Annotated in this window: 14 protein-coding genes and 1 tRNA gene; 7 read left to right on the forward strand and 8 right to left on the reverse strand. The window is 68.1% G+C overall.

What is annotated here, in order from left to right; all coding sequences use genetic code 11:
* Positions 1-48 precede the first annotated feature (48 nt).
* Positions 49-1,017, forward strand: a complete 969-nt coding sequence (locus tag R2707_12980) for a D-2-hydroxyacid dehydrogenase family protein (GenBank protein ID MEZ5246006.1) — start codon at positions 49-51, stop codon at positions 1,015-1,017.
* Between the two features lie 19 nt (positions 1,018-1,036).
* Here the strand turns inward: R2707_12980 and R2707_12985 are convergent, their stop codons facing one another.
* Genes R2707_12985 through R2707_12995 form a run of 3 tightly spaced genes read right to left on the reverse strand, consistent with a single transcriptional unit; the run spans position 1,037 to position 4,255 of the window.
* Positions 1,037-2,134 (reverse strand): alcohol dehydrogenase catalytic domain-containing protein, encoded by a 1,098-nt coding sequence (locus R2707_12985; GenBank protein MEZ5246007.1) that lies wholly within the window; start codon positions 2,132-2,134, stop codon positions 1,037-1,039.
* Positions 2,134-3,393: an amidohydrolase family protein gene (locus R2707_12990; GenBank protein ID MEZ5246008.1), complete on the reverse strand. Its 1,260-nt coding sequence runs from the start codon at positions 3,391-3,393 to the stop codon at positions 2,134-2,136. The genes R2707_12985 and R2707_12990 overlap by 1 nt, the downstream gene beginning before the upstream one ends.
* A 46-nt stretch (positions 3,394-3,439) precedes the next feature.
* Positions 3,440-4,255, reverse strand: coding sequence for a class II aldolase/adducin family protein (locus R2707_12995; GenBank protein MEZ5246009.1), 816 nt, complete (start codon positions 4,253-4,255; stop codon positions 3,440-3,442).
* Positions 4,256-4,320: 65 nt separating this feature from the next.
* Between R2707_12995 and R2707_13000 the strand changes: the two genes are divergently transcribed.
* The gene (locus tag R2707_13000) at positions 4,321-5,181 is read left to right on the forward strand and encodes a GntR family transcriptional regulator (protein ID MEZ5246010.1); all 861 of its coding nucleotides are present in this window, start codon (positions 4,321-4,323) and stop codon (positions 5,179-5,181) included.
* Positions 5,178-5,996, forward strand: coding sequence for a phytanoyl-CoA dioxygenase family protein (locus R2707_13005; protein MEZ5246011.1), 819 nt, complete (start codon positions 5,178-5,180; stop codon positions 5,994-5,996). The genes R2707_13000 and R2707_13005 overlap by 4 nt, the downstream gene beginning before the upstream one ends.
* 12 nt (positions 5,997-6,008) lie before the next feature.
* On the opposite strand, the gene R2707_13010 is transcribed toward R2707_13005, so the two are convergent.
* Both R2707_13010 and R2707_13015 read right to left on the reverse strand, forming a co-directional pair.
* Positions 6,009-7,673 (reverse strand): class I adenylate-forming enzyme family protein, encoded by a 1,665-nt coding sequence (locus R2707_13010; GenBank protein MEZ5246012.1) that lies wholly within the window; start codon positions 7,671-7,673, stop codon positions 6,009-6,011.
* Between the two features lie 88 nt (positions 7,674-7,761).
* Positions 7,762-8,514, reverse strand: coding sequence for an N-acyl homoserine lactonase family protein (locus R2707_13015; GenBank protein ID MEZ5246013.1), 753 nt, complete (start codon positions 8,512-8,514; stop codon positions 7,762-7,764).
* 19 nt (positions 8,515-8,533) lie between these two features.
* Here R2707_13015 and R2707_13020 point away from each other — a divergent pair, with 19 nt between their 5' ends.
* Positions 8,534-8,839: a DUF1905 domain-containing protein gene (locus tag R2707_13020; protein MEZ5246014.1), complete on the forward strand. Its 306-nt coding sequence runs from the start codon at positions 8,534-8,536 to the stop codon at positions 8,837-8,839.
* 34 nt (positions 8,840-8,873) lie between these two features.
* Here R2707_13020 and R2707_13025 read toward each other — a convergent pair whose 3' ends face one another.
* Positions 8,874-10,172: an acetyl-CoA hydrolase/transferase C-terminal domain-containing protein gene (locus R2707_13025; GenBank protein MEZ5246015.1), complete on the reverse strand. Its 1,299-nt coding sequence runs from the start codon at positions 10,170-10,172 to the stop codon at positions 8,874-8,876.
* A 97-nt stretch (positions 10,173-10,269) separates the two neighbouring features.
* On the opposite strand from R2707_13025, the gene R2707_13030 reads away from it, so the two are divergent.
* Positions 10,270-10,346: transfer RNA gene (locus R2707_13030), tRNA-Met, on the forward strand.
* Between the two features lie 129 nt (positions 10,347-10,475).
* On the opposite strand, the gene R2707_13035 is transcribed toward R2707_13030, so the two are convergent.
* Together R2707_13035 and R2707_13040 are read right to left on the reverse strand one after the other, a co-directional pair.
* Positions 10,476-11,405, reverse strand: a complete 930-nt coding sequence (locus tag R2707_13035) for a tyrosine-type recombinase/integrase (GenBank protein MEZ5246016.1) — start codon at positions 11,403-11,405, stop codon at positions 10,476-10,478.
* Between the two features lie 263 nt (positions 11,406-11,668).
* Positions 11,669-12,289: a TetR family transcriptional regulator gene (locus R2707_13040; GenBank protein MEZ5246017.1), complete on the reverse strand. Its 621-nt coding sequence runs from the start codon at positions 12,287-12,289 to the stop codon at positions 11,669-11,671.
* Positions 12,290-12,360: 71 nt separating this feature from the next.
* On the opposite strand from R2707_13040, the gene R2707_13045 reads away from it, so the two are divergent.
* Together R2707_13045 and R2707_13050 are read left to right on the forward strand one after the other, a co-directional pair.
* Positions 12,361-14,589: an MMPL family transporter gene (locus R2707_13045; GenBank protein ID MEZ5246018.1), complete on the forward strand. Its 2,229-nt coding sequence runs from the start codon at positions 12,361-12,363 to the stop codon at positions 14,587-14,589.
* Positions 14,586-14,909: a DUF1971 domain-containing protein gene (locus R2707_13050; GenBank protein MEZ5246019.1), complete on the forward strand. Its 324-nt coding sequence runs from the start codon at positions 14,586-14,588 to the stop codon at positions 14,907-14,909. Before R2707_13045 ends, R2707_13050 begins: the two co-directional genes overlap by 4 nt.
* The last annotated feature ends 2 nt before the right edge of the window (positions 14,910-14,911 follow it).

A 14,911-nucleotide genomic window follows, 5' to 3' on the forward strand; every position in this document is an offset into this window, starting at 1 on the left:
GGGTTCGCTGGGGTTCGTTCTACGATCATGCGGGGAAGGGAGAAGGCGATGACCGAGACGGATCACCTTCGTGTCGTGGTGCTCGACGACTACCAGCGGGTGGCGGAGGTCATGGGTGCGTGGGCGACGATCCCCGCCGAGGTGGAGGTGATCACGATCGATCGCCATCTCGCGGAGCTCGACGACCTCGTCGCTGCCGTCGGAGATGCCGACGTGGTGGTCGCCATGCGGGAGCGGACCCCGCTCACGGCCGCGTTCTTCGAGGCCGTGCCGAACCTGCGCCTCGTCGTGACCACGGGGCCGTCGAACGCGGTGATCGATGTCGGCGCCGCGAACCGGCACGGCGTCGAGGTGCGGGGCACCGGCGGCTACCTGTCGACCACCGCGGAGCACACCTGGGCGCTCATCCTCGCGTTGCTGCGCCACATCCCGGCCTCGGACCGGGCGGTGCGGGAGGGGGGCTGGCAGCACACGTTGGGGACCGAGCTGGCCGGTCGGGTGCTCGGGGTGGTCGGTCTGGGGCGCCTCGGTACCGCGGTGACCCGCGTCGCCCATGCGTTCGACATGGATGTGATCGCGTGGAGTCCGAACCTCGACCCGGCGACGGCCGAGGGTCTCGGCGTCCGTCCCGTCTCCCGAGATGAGCTCTTCGCCACCGCCGATGTCGTGACGATCCACATGGTGCTGTCGGAACGATCCCGCGGGCTCGTCGGTGCCCACGAGATCGGACTCATGAAGCCGACCGCCGTGCTCGTCAACAGCTCGCGCGGTCCGCTGGTCGACGAGGACGCGCTCGTCGACGCACTCGAGGCGGGACGCATCGCGGGCGCTGCGCTCGACGTGTTCCACACCGAGCCGTTGCCGGCCGACCATCCGTTGCGGCGGCTCGACAACACGGTGCTCACGCCCCACACCGGCTACGTGAGCGACGGGCTCTATCGCCTCTTCTACGACGAGATCGTGGAGGACATCGCAGCGTGGTGCCGGGGCGAACCGCTGCGCGTCGTCGTGCCCTGACCGATCCGGTCGCGGGGCATCACCCGGCGGCATCGACGCCGACGTAGATCCGATCGGGGTGACCGCCCGACAGCACGCCGACGGCCTGTGCGGCATCGTCGAGCCCGAACACGTGGGTGCGCAGGGCACCCAGCTCGGGGTCGTCGGCGAGGAGCTCCAGCGCGCGATGGTAGGCGGGCCAACCCGCCGAGCGGGCCCCCTGGATCCGGATCGCCCGGAGGACGATCTGATCGACATCGAGCTGTGCGGCCTGGCCGTGCTTCAGCCCGCCGAGGACGATGGTGCCGCCGTCGGCGACACAGCCCACGGCCTGGCCGACAGGTTCGACGGCGCCTGCGCTCGTGTCGACGACGACGTCGACCCCGCGGCCGTCGGTGGCGTCGAGCACGACCGAAACGAGATCCTCGCGGGTGACATCGACGGTGCGATCGGCGCCGAGCGTGGTGGCCCGGTCGAGGCGCACCTCGTCGTGTCCGGTGCCCGACACGAGCACGAGGCCGGCCCCGGCCGCCCGGGTCGAGACGACCGAAGCGAGCCCCCGCTGGCCGGCGCCGAGGATCAGCACGGATTGGCCGGAGGCGAGTCCGGATCGGCGGACGCTCCACTCGTAGGCGGTACCGAGGGCGTTGAACAGCGTGGCGGTGCCCGGGTCGAGATGGTCGGGCACTGGGTGCACCACCGACAGGGGGTGCAGCGCCATGAGCTCCGACCATCCGCCCCACAGCGCGGGCTCGGCCGACATGGGGACGAACCCGTAGGCGAAGGGGCGGGTGGGCCAGCCCCGACACGACACGTACTCGCCCGTCAGGCAGGCCTGACAGCTCCCGCACGGGATGTTGGGCTCGATCGCGACGCGGTCACCGGCCGACACGCCCCAACGGGCCGCGGTGGCGTCGCCGATCTCCTCGATCGTGCCGACGACCTCGTGGCCCGGAATCATGGGACCGGCCGGCCACTGGGAGCCGGTGAACGAGCCGTCGAACTGCTCGACGTCGGTGCCGCAGAGGCCGCAGGCCTCGACGCGCAGCCACGCCCATTCGCTGCTGGGAAGCGATGGCCGCTCGATGCTGCGGACCTCGATGGCGCCGGGCCCGGTGAGTACCGCGGCGCGGACCATCACCAGGACTCGGGATCGTTCACGACGGATGCGGGCACGGGATGGCGGTAGAGCTCCGAGGCGTTCTCCCAGGTGATCCGGCGACGGTCCGCTTCGGGAAGGTCGCCGATCTCGCGTTCGACGATCTCCTGGGTCCGCGGCCAGGTGGAATCGCAGTGGGGGTAGTCGGACTCCAGGAGGATGTGGTCGACCCCGATGATGTCGCGCTGGCGGAACGCCGACGGATCCTCGACGGCGCAGAAGTAGAAGTTGCGCCGGAACACTTCCGACGGGGTGAGGTCCGATGTCCACGTGCCGTACATGTCGTGGTAGCCGAGCATGTGGTCGAGTCGGTCGATGAGCCCCGCCACCCATCCGATGCCGCCTTCGGAGAGACAGATCTTCAGGTCGGGGTAGCGGACCGGCGCCAATGAGTAGAGCCAGTCGACCGCGGCATGGATCGCGTAGGCGAAGAACAGGACGCCGACGACGTCGGGCGGGGCGTCGTCGGAGGTGGACGGCGATGCGCCGGCCGAGCCGATGTGGAGGTTGATGACCGTCTCGGTCTCGGCGCAGGCCTGCAGGAACGGCTCCCAGTAGCCGGAGTGGATGCTGGGGAAACCGAGCTTGTCGGGGGCCTCGGAGAAGGTCACGGCCTTGAACCCGCGTTCGGCGTTCTCACGGATCATGTCGGCGGCGACGTGGGGGTCGAGCAACCACGGAATCTGGCAGGGGATGATGCGGTCGGGGTAGGGCCCCGCCCACGACTCGAGGTGCCAGTCGTTCCAGGCCCGCACCGATGCCATCGCCAACTCGGGATCGTTGGTGACCGTCTGGAGGCGTTGCCCCGCGAAGCCGGGAAGGAACGAGGGGAAGTTGACCGAGGCGTAGACGCCGTTGAGGTCCATGTCGGCGACCCGGGCGTGGATGTCCCAGGCGCCGCGTCGCATCTCGTCGAAGCGGGTGGGTTCGAAGCCGTACTCCGAGACGGGGCGTCCGACCACCGCGTTGAACCCGACGTTGGGCAGCTCGGTGCCGTCGTAGATCCAGGTCTGGCGGCCGTCGTCGGTTTCGACCACGCGCGGGGCGCGGTCGACGAGGTGGGCCGGGATGCGGCCCTCGAAGGTGTCGGGCGGTTCGACGACATGGTCGTCGGCCGAGATCACGAGGTGGCGCCGCGGTGCCCGTTCGGGTTCGGGGAGGAAGGTGACCTGGCGGTCGTCTCCGGTCCCGGCCTGGGTGAAGCTCAGGTCCTGGGCGAGGTCGTCGAGGCTGCGCATGGCGATGGTTCCGATCGGCTGTGGGGTCGTGAGACTGGGGTGGCGTTCATTCGAGCACGTCGGGCTCGTCGCGGATGAGCTGACGGGCGATGCCGTCGAAGTAGAGGTCGGCGCCGCGTTCCATCAGCGAGACCTTCATGCCGGCGACGAGACCGGGGGCGAGGGGAAGGGCTGTGCCACCGGCGCGCTGCACGTCGAAGGACATGCGACAGGCGCGGTCGATGCTGGCGGCGCGATAGGTCGCCTGTTCGAGGGTGGCGCCGGTGACGATGACGCCGTGGCTGGCGAGGATGACGATGCTGGCATCGCCGATGCGTTCGGCCAGATCGGTGCCGAGTTCGGCGGAGTCGATCTCGCCGGTGTATTCGGCCACGAGTCCGAGATCGCCGTCGAACATGCTCGCGGTCTGGTGGACCAGCTCGGGCAGCACCCCCATCGCGGCGAGAACACAGACGTGGTACGGATGGTTGTGAATGACGACCCGCGCATCGGGACGGACACGATGCAGCTCGGTGTGGATGTGGATCGCCGGGGTGACATCCCACTTCCCGCTGACCACGTGGCCGTCCTCGTCGACCTCGCAGATGTCGCTCGCGGCGATCTCTCGCCACCAGAGCCCCCACGGATTGACCAGCATCGTGTCGGTGCCCTCACGCTGCCAGGTGATGTGGCCGTTGAGGTTCTCGGCGAAGCCCTCCCGGGCCAGCCAGCGGAAGGCGATCGCCAGCTTCTGTTCGTCGGTCAGGTCGCGCCCGATCCCGGGGCTGATGCTCGGCGACCAGACGGCGTAGCCGCCCTCGCGGTCGGCCGGTGCCGAGGCCGAGGCGGTACTGTCGTCATCACGGGTGACAGAAGATGGCATCTTCTATATGATTTGCCTTCGGCGGTGGACCTGTCAACCCGGACCGGACGAACCCAAAGGTGTACATGAACAGCAAAGACCCCGGGGCGGCGGCCGGGACGGCCTCAGGATCGGATCCGTTGCTCGCCGTTCCGTCGATCCGTGGGCCACGGGCGGCCGACGGACGGTACCGGGCACCCCATGTGGCGGATCTCGTCGTGGGCGAGCTGCGGCGGCGTATTCTCGACGGTGAGCTGCGAGATGGCGACGAGCTCCCGCGTCAGGAGGACCTCCTCCAGGAGTTCGGTGTCTCGAAGCCGTCGATGCGCGAGGCGCTGCGCATCCTCGAGTCCGAGGGGCTGCTGTCGGTGCGGCGCGGCAAGGTCGGCGGAGCGGTGGTGCACCGGCCCGACGAACAGAACGCGGCCTACACGCTCGGCACGGTCCTGCGCACGATGGGAGTGCCGGTCGACGACGTGTCGATGGCGTTGAATCTGCTCGAACCACAGTGTGTGGCGCTCTGCGCGAGTCGGCCGGATCGAGCCGAGACCGTCGTGCCCCGCCTTCGCGAGGTGCACGAGGCCGCGGCCGCGTGCATCGACGACATGCGCCAGTTCACGCTGGCCTCGCGCAAGTTCCACGAGGAGATCGTCAACCTCTGCGGGAGCCCGACCATGACACTGCTGGTCGGCGCGCTCGAGGCGGTCTGGTCGGCCCATGCCGACGCGTGGGCGGAGCTCCAGGTCGTCGATGGCGACAAGCCCGAGATCGACTATCGCCATCAGGGCCTCGACGACCATGCCCGCCTGCTCGACCTCATCGAGGCCGGCGATGTCGGCGGTGCCGTGGCCGAGGCACATCGGCATCTGGCCTGGTCACCGGTCTACACGATCGACGAGACGCGCTCCGTGTTCCCCCGCGTCGTGTCGGATCGGGCGCAATCGTGAGCTCCTCGGCGACCACAGATGTGGCTGCGATCGCCGAGCGAATCACCGATCAGGGGTGGGCCATCGTCCCCGACGTGATCGATGCCGACGCGGTGGCCGCGCTCAGCGCGACCGTCGACGCGACCATGGCCGCCGACGACACCCCGTTCGGCGTCAACACGTTTCTCGGTGAGCGCACTCGTCGGGTCTTCAACCTCCTGTCCCACGATCCCGCCTACGCGGCGGTGCCGACCGACCCCACCGTCTTGCCGATCGTCGAGGCGGTGCTCGACCACGAGTTGCTGCTGTCATCGCTCACGGCGATCGAGACCCATCCGGGTCAGGGGCCACAACCGCTCCATGCCGACGACGGGTCGATCCCGCTGCCTCGGCCGCATCCGCCCCTCGCCGTGATCGCACTGTGGGCCCTGTCGGACTTCACCGAGGAGAACGGCGCCACCCGCTTCGTTCCGGGAACGCATCTCGAGAGCCGCCGCCCCCGGCCCGGCGAAGAGGCCACAACCGTCTCCGCGGAGATGTCGGCCGGGAGCGTGCTGATCTACAACGGTTCGCTCTGGCACGGCGGTGGCGCCAACCTCTCCGAAGGGCGCCGCCAGTTCATCGTCTGCAACTATTGCGCCGGTTGGGTTCGCCAGGAGGAGAGTCAGCTGCTCGGGCTCGACCGCGACTATGTCGCCACCCTTCCGCCGCGGATGCGCCGGCTCGTCGGCTACGGGGTCTACAAGGGACTCATCGGCCATGTGGCCGGAGACGATCCGGGCTCGTGGGTCGACGACGACGTCGAGACCGACCTCGTCTGGAAGCGGATGCGCTGACCGTCGCGACGGTCAGCCGAAGCGCCGAGCGACGTCGTCGGCGATCTCGCCCTTGGCGATCTTGCCGCCGCTCGATCGGGGGAGTGCGTCGAGCACGACGAGTGCTTCGGGTCTGATCTCCTTCGACGTGCCACGCTCGGCGAGGTGTTGGAGCAGTTCCTCGAGCGTGAGCGTCTCGCCGTCGTGGAGTTCGACATAGACGCACACGCGCTCGCCGAACACCTCGTCGGGAATCGCCACCGCCGCGCTCAAACCGACGCGGGGGTGGGTGTTGACCTCGTCCTCCACCTGTGACGCGGAGATGTTCTTGCCGCCACGGATGATGAAGTCGGAGATGCGCCCGGTGACGGTGAGGTAGCCGTCGGCATCGATGGCGCACAGGTCGCCCATCAGCATCCAGCCGTCGGCGGTGAACAGCTGGGCGTTGGCTTCGGCGTCGAGATAGCCGAGGCAGGTCGCCGGTCCGCGGCAGGCCGGCCGACCTTCGCCGGGCATTCCGAGTTCCTCCACCCCGTCGGCGTCGAACAGGCGGACGTGCATCTCGGGCACGATCCGACCCGCCGTCCGGAGCCGTTGTTCGAGCGTCTCGCCGAGGCGGGTGCCCGACAGCAGGCCGGTCTCGTTCGAGCCGTAGAACTGGAGCACGGTGCAGCCGCTGCGTCGCTCGAACTCGGCGGCGCGGTGTTCGGGCACGGCCTCGCCCCCGGTGAACATCGAACGCAGCGAGCTCAGGTCGTGGGTGTCGAATCCCTGCTCGTTGAGCATCATCAGGAACTGGGTGCTGACACAGCCGAGGACGCTCACGCGGTGTTGCTCGATGAGATCGAGGGTGCGGGCGGCGTCGAACCCTCGGCTGATCACCGTCGGGGTGCCGAGCACGATCGGCGTGTAGTGCGCGGTCCAGAGCCCGAAGCCGAACGGCGCGGGAAGCAGCGACATGAGGATGTCGTCGGTTCCGATGTCGCCGTTGCGCGCCGCGACCTTGTGGAAGTAGAGCCAGCGGTTCTGGAAGTGGAGCACGCATTTCGGGAGGCCGGTCGTGCCCGATGTCGAGTTGATGAAGGAGAGGTCGTCGGGGCCGATGCGTCGATCGTCGAGATCGCCGGGATGCGGCGGTTCGACGGCGACACCGTTGACGGTGATGTCGCCATCGGGGTCGGCTTCGAAGACGGGGACCTCGATGTGGGCGTCGATCGTGATGCCGAGGCCCTCGATCTCCGAGCGGAACGCCGACGCGGGAGCGCCGCCGTGTTCGGCGAGGGTCATCAGGATCGGGGCCTGGGTGAGACCGAGCAGGTGGGCGACCTCCCGGCTGTTGGCCCGCGCCCCGAGGCCGACCGTCACGATGCCGGCCTTCTCGAGCCCGAGGTAGGCGGCATGGACGGTCGCGGTGTCGGGGATGAGCACGCCGATGCGGGTGCCGGGTTCGATCCCGAGATCGACGATCGCGGCGGCGATCCGGTCGCTCGCCCGGTCGAGCGCGGACCAGCTGAGGGTGCCGTCGTCGGCGATGTAGGCCGCGTCGTCGGGTCGTTCTGCGGCGTGGCGGCGCAGGTGGTCGACGAGGGTCACGTCACCCCACCAGCCGTCGGCGCGGTAGGAACGGGCAGCGTCGGGATCGACCGCGTTGCGGAACTGTGGTTCGCCCTCGCGTGATCCGGTGAAAGATTGAATCATTCAGATGATACTTGCACGGGGTTGGGGTGAAGGAAAGACTGCCGAGCGGTGCCGTGGCCCCGCCGACCCACCCGCTCGTGAACGGTCGTCACACCAGTCGTTCGGGGAGCGAGGCGAACACCTCGGCATCGTGACCCGGGATGAGCGTGGCCCCGGCCGTTCGCAACGAGCGCAGGAGCTGGATGCTCTCGGCCTGGCGCTCGGCGTCGTGCCCGATCGGCGGGAGCGGGGCGCCGTCGAGCGTCTCGGCGAAGTAGGCGCAGTCGGCGCACAGCACGATTTCCCGATCGGCCAGCCGGACACGTAGCGACTGATGGCCCGGGGTGTGTCCCGGGGTCGGGATGCAGACGACGCGCCCGTCGCCGAACACGTCGTGTTCGCCGTCGAGCGTCACGATGTCGTGGCCGAGGTCGTAGTCGGTCGGGTTGAACGTGTTGGCGGCTGCGAGGTCGGGGTCGAGGCCCGCGGCCCACTCGTCGCGTTGCACCAACACCCTGGCGTTCGGGAGCTGGGCGAGCCCGCCGGCATGGTCGAAGTGCAGGTGCGACAGGATCACGATGTTGATGTCGTCCGGGTCGACGTCGCGCTCGCGGAGCCGGCTGGCCACCATGTCGTGCGCGCCCACGCCGAGTCCGAAGAACAGCTCGACGACCTCGCGGGCCGGGCCGGGCGTGGTGAGATCGGTGTGCATCGCACAGTCGAACAGGGCGAGATCGTCGCCGTGGCGGATCAGCCACGCCGGCACCGGAAGCTCCACTGCGGAGTCGTCGGCGCCGGTCTCGAACATCGAGCGGCCGGCGGTGAGGGTGCCGCACGACAGCGGCTCGATGGTCATGTCCATGCCCACTACCGTCGCACGGATGGACGCCACGTTCGACTTCGAGGCTGAGCTCTTCGAATGGGACGCCCGCGACGACTCGTCGTGGGTGTTCGCCACCGTGCCGGCCGACATCTCCGAGGACGTGCGCGACATGGGGCTGCCCCGCAAGGGTTTCGGCTCCGTGCGGGTCAGGGTCCGCCTCGGCACGAGCGAGTGGCGCACGTCGATCTTCCCGGACTCGAAGTCGGGGTGCTACGTCCTGCCGGTCAAGAAGGCAGTGCGGACGAAGGAGATGGTCGGCATCGGCGACATCGTCGATGTCGAGATCGACATTGCTCCTGAGTGAGCGAGCCCCCGAGCGATCGGCGTCGGGATCGGGGTCAGGCGGGCCACCGCTGGCCGGCTTCTTCGAGCTCGGCGCGAAAGTCCGGATGCGCGATCGCGGCGAGGGCACGGGCCCGCTCCCGCACCGTCTTCCCGGCGAGCTCGGCGACGCCGAATTCGGTGATGACCACGTCGACCTGGTGGCGAGGAGTGGTCACGATGCTGCCTGCCGCCGCCATGCCGGCGATGCGCGAGATGACGACGCCGTCGCGCGTCGTCGTCGACGGCAGGCAGATCAGGGAACGGTCGCTCAGCTCCAACCCGGCGCCGGCGATGAAGTCCTCGTGGCCGCCGATGCCGGAGAACTGGGCGCCGCCGATCGTGTCGGCGATCACCTGGCCGGCGAGGTCGATGCTCATGGCGCCGTTGATCGTGATCATCTCTCGATTGCGGCTGATGCTCTCCGGTGAGTTGACGATGTCGACCGGCAGGAAGCGGACCGCGTCGTTGCCGTCGAGCCACTCGTAGAGCTCGGGGGCGCCGGCCGCGAAGGTGGTGACGGCGAACCCGTCGAACTCGCCCTTGTGGTCGTTGGTGACCTTGCCCGCCTTGCACAGGCGCATGAGGCCGGTGGTGAACATCTCGGAATGGATGCCGTAGCCGCCGCCGGACCCCTCGGCGAGGAGGGTGGCGACCGTGTTGGGGATCCCGCCGATGCCGGTCTGGAGCGTGGCGCCGTCGGGCACGAAGTCGGCCGCGTAGGCGGCGATCGCCTGCTCGACCTCGGTGGCCGGCGCGTCGGCCAGCTCGAACGGGGTGGCGTCGCCCTCGATGACCAGGTCGACGTCGTCGACGTGCAGCGCATGGCGGTGCTCCGGGGGAAGCCCGATGGTGCGGGGGAAGTGGGGGCTCGTCTCGACGATGCACAGGCGGGCGGGATCGGCGGCCGCCCGTTTCAACTCCTCCACCGACGCACCGGCGTGGAGCGAGAGGCTCATCCAGCCGTCGCCGTCGGGCGGGGTGGCGGCGGTGGCCATGACCCGGGGGGCGATCTGCTCGAGCGTGGGCGCGAACCGTCGGAAGTCGGCGGGCACGAAGTCGACCTTCGCGCCGGCCGCGATCAGGAAGCGCTCGGCCGGCCCGAAGAAGCCACTCTGCAGCGCCACGTTGGCGCGGGTGAACAGCTCGTAGAGGTCGGGGAGTAGGGCCCCGAACACGAGGAGATCGTCCCAGTCGTCCCTCGTCCCGAGGGCGTGGAGGAACTGCCCCGGCACGCCGGGCCCGAGCGGCACCGCGAGCGTGTCGGTCGGACGGATCACGTCGATGGCGGCGGCGGGCGAGAGCGTCTTCGTCATGTGACAGCAGTATCCCAACCGTGGGGTGGTCGGGAGGGGCTTTGGCCCCTTTCGGCGGAGGTTGTCGCGCGTCGGGGTGGCCGGTAGCTTCGTCAGTCGCGGGGTGGAGCAGTCTGGTAGCTCGTCGGGCTCATAACCCGAAGGTCGCAGGTTCAAATCCTGCCCCCGCCACCACCCGAAATGCCCGGAAACAAACGGTTTCCGGGCATTTCTCGTTGTCGAGCTGAGTGTTCGATCTACCGGGGTGTCTACCGGTGGAAGCCGCGATCGCTGTGTTTGCTGGGTTGGTGTCGGTGGATGGATCTACCGGCTGGCGTCGATGAGGTCGGCGAACTGGGCGGCGGCTGCGGCGCCCATGCCGGGGAGCAGGTGTTGGTAGGTGTGCATTGTGAAGCCGGGGTGGGCGTGGCCGAGGCGTTCGGAGACGACCTTGATTGGGACGCCGGCGGCGACGAGGAGCGAGGCGTGCGTGTGTCGAAGATCGTGAAATCTGATTCGGGGAAGTCCAGCCTCGACGCTCGAGCGGGTGAAGAGCTGCGAGAACGATTCGGGCGACGGTGCCCGGTGGCGGGTGTTCAGGAACATGGGAGTGTCTGGCTCGATGGCTGCGCCCTCCTGGGTCAGCCGTTGTCTCCACTGGGCGAGGACTTGCGTGGTGTTGGTGTCGAGGTCGATGGATCGGCGGCTCGTTCGCGTTTTGACGGGCGCTTCGACCGTGCGCCCTGCGGCGACCTGCCTGGTCCGGCTGATCGACAGGCTCGCATTGGCTGTGTCGAAATCGCGCCATTGGAGCCCGGCGAGTTCGCCGCGGCGGATACCGGTGTAGGCAGTCAGGTGCAGGGCCGTGTAGAGCCGCTTTTCGGCCACGTGAGCGAGGAATGCGGCGAGTTGATTCGCGTCCCAGATTGCGGGGACGGTCGAGCGTCGGCCTGGTCGTGGTGGCCGGGCATGGGTGGCGGGGTTGGTGTCGATGAGGCGTCGGTCGACGGCGAGGTCGAGTGCGTTGGAGATGGTTCGGTGGATCTCCAACACGGTCTTGGCGGCGAGGCCTTCCTTGCGTCGTCCGCCGTGGCGAAGAAGGTGCTGGGAGAGGGCGTCAAGGTCTTCGGGTCGGATCTGGTCGAGCGGGATGTCTCCGATGCGTGGTGCGATGTTCTTGTCGATCATCCACTGGTAGCGGGACCTGGTCGCGTGGGACAGGAGCGGCTTGGAGTCGATCCAGGTCGTGGCCATGAACTGGCTGAGGGTTCCGGGCCGGCGGCGCGGTGGGCGGGCTTGGTCAACCCGGACCTTGATGGCCTCGGCAGCGGATCGGGAGATACCAGCTGGATGCCAGCTGCGCCGCTCGGTGCCGGTGAGTGGGTCGCGGCCTTTGTAGTCGACGACGTAGAAGTTCTGGTGCGTTGCACGATGTAGGACATCGGCATCCATCGGCTCTTCGGGTCATCAACCCGACGGGCTATGGGTGACCGGCTGCCTTGTGAGCTGCAGCGCAGCTACCTGGTGGCGGAGCGCTGACCTGACTGTTCGTCGAGCCCGCGCGCGAGGTGGTCGAAGGCACCACTGATGATCTGGGGCAGGGGGCTCGTTTGTCCGCGGTGGAGCCAGTGTTGGAGTGAGGCTCGCATGGCGGCGAGTGCTGCGGCGGCGAGCAGCCTTGGATTGGGGTCGTCGAGGTTTGCCTGGGACCGTTGGGCGAGGGTGACTGCGAGCGTGTCTTCCCAGCCTGCTTGGAGTTGGAGGCTGCGGGCGTAGACCGATGGTGTGGTGGCCATGATGGTGAAGCGGCGGAGCAGCTCCTTGCGTTGCGATTCGTAGTCGGCGGCGACGATCGCGAATGCTGCTCCGAGGGCCTGCCACGGGGGTTCGGTCGATGGCCGGTGGCCGAGTTCGGTGATGATCCGGTCGAGTCGTTGGCTGTAGTCGGCGAGGACGACGTCTTCTTTGGTCGAGAAGTAGGAGAAGAAGGTTCGCGGTGCGATGTCGACGGCCCGGGCGATGTCGTCGATGGTCGTGGCGTCGAACCCGTTGGTTTCGAACAGGTCGATGGCTGCGGTCTCGATGGCGCGGCGGCGTTCGTTTCGTTTGCGTTCACGTAGTCCGAGCGTTTCTGGCATTGCAGCATCTTGACAGATCGGTACAGTAGGCGCAATATTGCAGTGAGTGCAAAAACTAACGGAGGTGTCTGATGTCGAACTGGCTGTATCGCTTGGGGCGCTTCGCCGCATCGCATCGGGGACTGGTGCTGGTGGTGTGGTTGGCCGCAGCAGTGACGATCGTCGCGGTGGATCGCATCGCGGGCGGCGAGACGGTGGACAACTTCGAGGTCCCCGGTGTCGAATCTCAGCAGGCGATCGATCTGTTGAAAGATCAGTTTCCTGAGCGGTCGGGTGCCACGGCGATGGTCGTGTTCCACACCGACCAAGGCGATTTCTCGGGTGCGGACGCCGCCGCTGCGGTTGCGGCGACGGTCGAGCAAGTTCGGGAGCTCGATCATGTTGTTGCCGTGACCGACCCGTTGGGCAGCCAGCGGTCGATCTCGCCCGATGGGGCTACGGCGTTTGCGTCGGTGCAGTTCGATGCCTCCACCGCCGAACTCGGACGTGAGGCGCTCGACGCGCTCATCGACACCGCCGGCCCGGCCGAGGCTGCGGGCCTGCAGGTCGAGTACGGCGGTGAACTCCCGACGGTGTTGAAGGAGCGGACCACCGGTCCGGCCGAGATGATCGGGATCATCGCGGCACTGGTGATCTTGTTCGTCACCTTCCGAAGCGTCTACTCGACCGTGCTGCCCCTCGGCGTGGCCGTGCTTGGCCTGGCGGTGGGGCTCTCGATCGTCGGCCTGCTGGGAGCTGTCATCGACATCCCGTCGGTGGCGCCGCGGTTGGGCACGATGATCGGACTCGGGGTTGGTATCGACTACGCCCTGTTCGTGTTGAGCCGACACCGTGACCAGCTCGACGCAGGCATGGATGTCGAGGAGTCGATCGGGCGCACGAACGCCACTGCGGGGCAGGCTGTTGTGGTTGCCGGTGGGACGGTCGTCGTCGCGATCCTCGGACTGCAGCTGGCCGGTATCCCGTTCGTGGCCGCGCTCGGCTACTCGGCGTCGCTGGTGGTCGCTATCGCTGTGCTGGTTGCAGTGACCTTGCTGCCGGCTCTGTTGGCTCTGGCCGGCCGACGGGTGCTGCCTCGTTCGCATCGCCTGGCCGGGCGGGCCGATGCTGTCGGCGGCAGCGACCACTCCGAAGTCGTTGCGGGGGGTCATGGTGGGTGGGTGCGTTGGGCGCACTGGGTGGCGCATCATCCTTGGCGGTCATCGATCGCGGCGACGCTGGTGCTGTTGGTGTTGTCGATCCCGGTGTTGGACATGCGTCTCGGGCAGGCCGACGCCGGCACTGACCCGGTGACCACAACACATCGGCGGGCCTATGACCTGTTGGCGGCCGGGTTCGGGGACGGGTTCAACGGGCCGCTGCTGGTGGTCGTCGACCTGACCTCGACAAGCGACCCCACGGTGCTCGACCAGGTGGCTGCTGCGCTGGCCGCTGACCCGGGTGTCAGGGCCGTGTCTCCGCCCGAAGTCAACGAAACCGGCAACACGGCGCTGCTCACCGCCATCCCCACCACCAAGCCGCAAGACGAAGCCACCAGCGATCTCGTGCACCGGCTTCGCGAAGAAGCACTGCCGGCGGCAACCGATGCCACCGGGGCGGACGCGCTCGTGGGTGGCCCCACGGCGGGGTTCATTGACCAGTCCGACAAGATCGCGGCCCGGCTGCCCTGGTTCATCGCCGCCGTCGTGTCGTTGTCGTTCCTGTTGTTGATGACGGTCTTCCGCTCGATCCTGGTCCCACTCAAGGCGGCACTGTTGAATCTGTTGTCGATCGGAGCCGCCTACGGCGTGGTGGTCGCGGTGTTCCAGTGGGGCTGGGGCCGCAGTCTGATCGGCCTCGACGAAGCGGTGCCCATCGCGTCGTTCGTGCCGATGATGATGTTCGCCATCCTGTTCGGCTTGTCGATGGACTACGAGGTCTTCATCCTGTCCCGCATCCGCGAGGAGTACCACCGTGGTCACTCCAACATCGACAGTGTGGTCGAAGGCCTCGGCGCCACCGCGAAGGTTATCACCGCCGCCGCCCTCATCATGATCAGTGTCTTCCTCGGGTTCGTCGTCTCCGATGATCCGGTGGTCAAGATGATGGGCGTGGGTCTCGCGACCGCCGTCGCCGTCGACGCGACCATCGTCCGTATGGTGCTGGTTCCGTCGACGATGGCGCTGGTCGGTGATCCGAACTGGTGGCTGCCCGACTGGCTCGACAGGATCCTGCCGACCCTCGACATCGAGGGTGACGCCGACCTCACCGGCACCCGAACCGCCACCGCACGAACCGCAGACACAGGAGAAGCGCCATGACTGATCGAATCCCTGACGGGTTTGTCCTCGCCCGCACCACCGACGTGTTCGACAACGACACCGTCCCGGCCGGTCTGTTGAAGGCCCACCGGGTGGCCGACAGCGTCTGGGGTCGCCTCGTCGTCCATGCCGGATCGGTGCGCTTCGTGTTCGAAGACGAGCCCGATGCGGCGGCCGTGTTGAAGGCTGGCGAGACACTGGTGATTCCGCCAGCGCGGCTGCATCACGTGGAACTCGACGGGCCCGCCACGTTCGCCGTCGAGTTCCATCGGCGGCCCGCCGACGCGAACGTCGTGCTGGAGAGCACAGGTTTGGCGTAGGT

The organism is Acidimicrobiales bacterium (genome assembly GCA_041394245.1).
Classification (GTDB): domain Bacteria; phylum Actinomycetota; class Acidimicrobiia; order Acidimicrobiales; family Aldehydirespiratoraceae; genus JAJRXC01.

What these genes read in the sequence shown, in the direction of transcription:
- R2707_12980 (MEZ5246006.1), top strand. Translation starts at nt 49, where the DNA reads ATGACCGAGACGGATCACCTTCGTGTCGTGGTGCTCGACGACTACCAG.
- R2707_12985 (MEZ5246007.1), bottom strand. Translation starts at nt 2,134, where the DNA reads ATGGTCCGCGCCGCGGTACTCACCGGGCCCGGCGCCATCGAGGTCCGC.
- R2707_12990 (MEZ5246008.1), bottom strand. Translation starts at nt 3,393, where the DNA reads ATGCGCAGCCTCGACGACCTCGCCCAGGACCTGAGCTTCACCCAGGCC.
- R2707_12995 (MEZ5246009.1), bottom strand. Translation starts at nt 4,255, where the DNA reads ATGCCATCTTCTGTCACCCGTGATGACGACAGTACCGCCTCGGCCTCG.
- R2707_13000 (MEZ5246010.1), top strand. Translation starts at nt 4,321, where the DNA reads ATGAACAGCAAAGACCCCGGGGCGGCGGCCGGGACGGCCTCAGGATCG.
- R2707_13010 (MEZ5246012.1), bottom strand. Translation starts at nt 7,673, where the DNA reads ATGATTCAATCTTTCACCGGATCACGCGAGGGCGAACCACAGTTCCGC.
- R2707_13015 (MEZ5246013.1), bottom strand. Translation starts at nt 8,514, where the DNA reads ATGGACATGACCATCGAGCCGCTGTCGTGCGGCACCCTCACCGCCGGC.
- R2707_13020 (MEZ5246014.1), top strand. Translation starts at nt 8,534, where the DNA reads ATGGACGCCACGTTCGACTTCGAGGCTGAGCTCTTCGAATGGGACGCC.
- R2707_13025 (MEZ5246015.1), bottom strand. Translation starts at nt 10,172, where the DNA reads ATGACGAAGACGCTCTCGCCCGCCGCCGCCATCGACGTGATCCGTCCG.
- R2707_13035 (MEZ5246016.1), bottom strand. Translation starts at nt 11,405, where the DNA reads ATGGCCACGACCTGGATCGACTCCAAGCCGCTCCTGTCCCACGCGACC.
- R2707_13040 (MEZ5246017.1), bottom strand. Translation starts at nt 12,289, where the DNA reads ATGCCAGAAACGCTCGGACTACGTGAACGCAAACGAAACGAACGCCGC.
- R2707_13045 (MEZ5246018.1), top strand. Translation starts at nt 12,361, where the DNA reads ATGTCGAACTGGCTGTATCGCTTGGGGCGCTTCGCCGCATCGCATCGG.
- R2707_13050 (MEZ5246019.1), top strand. Translation starts at nt 14,586, where the DNA reads ATGACTGATCGAATCCCTGACGGGTTTGTCCTCGCCCGCACCACCGAC.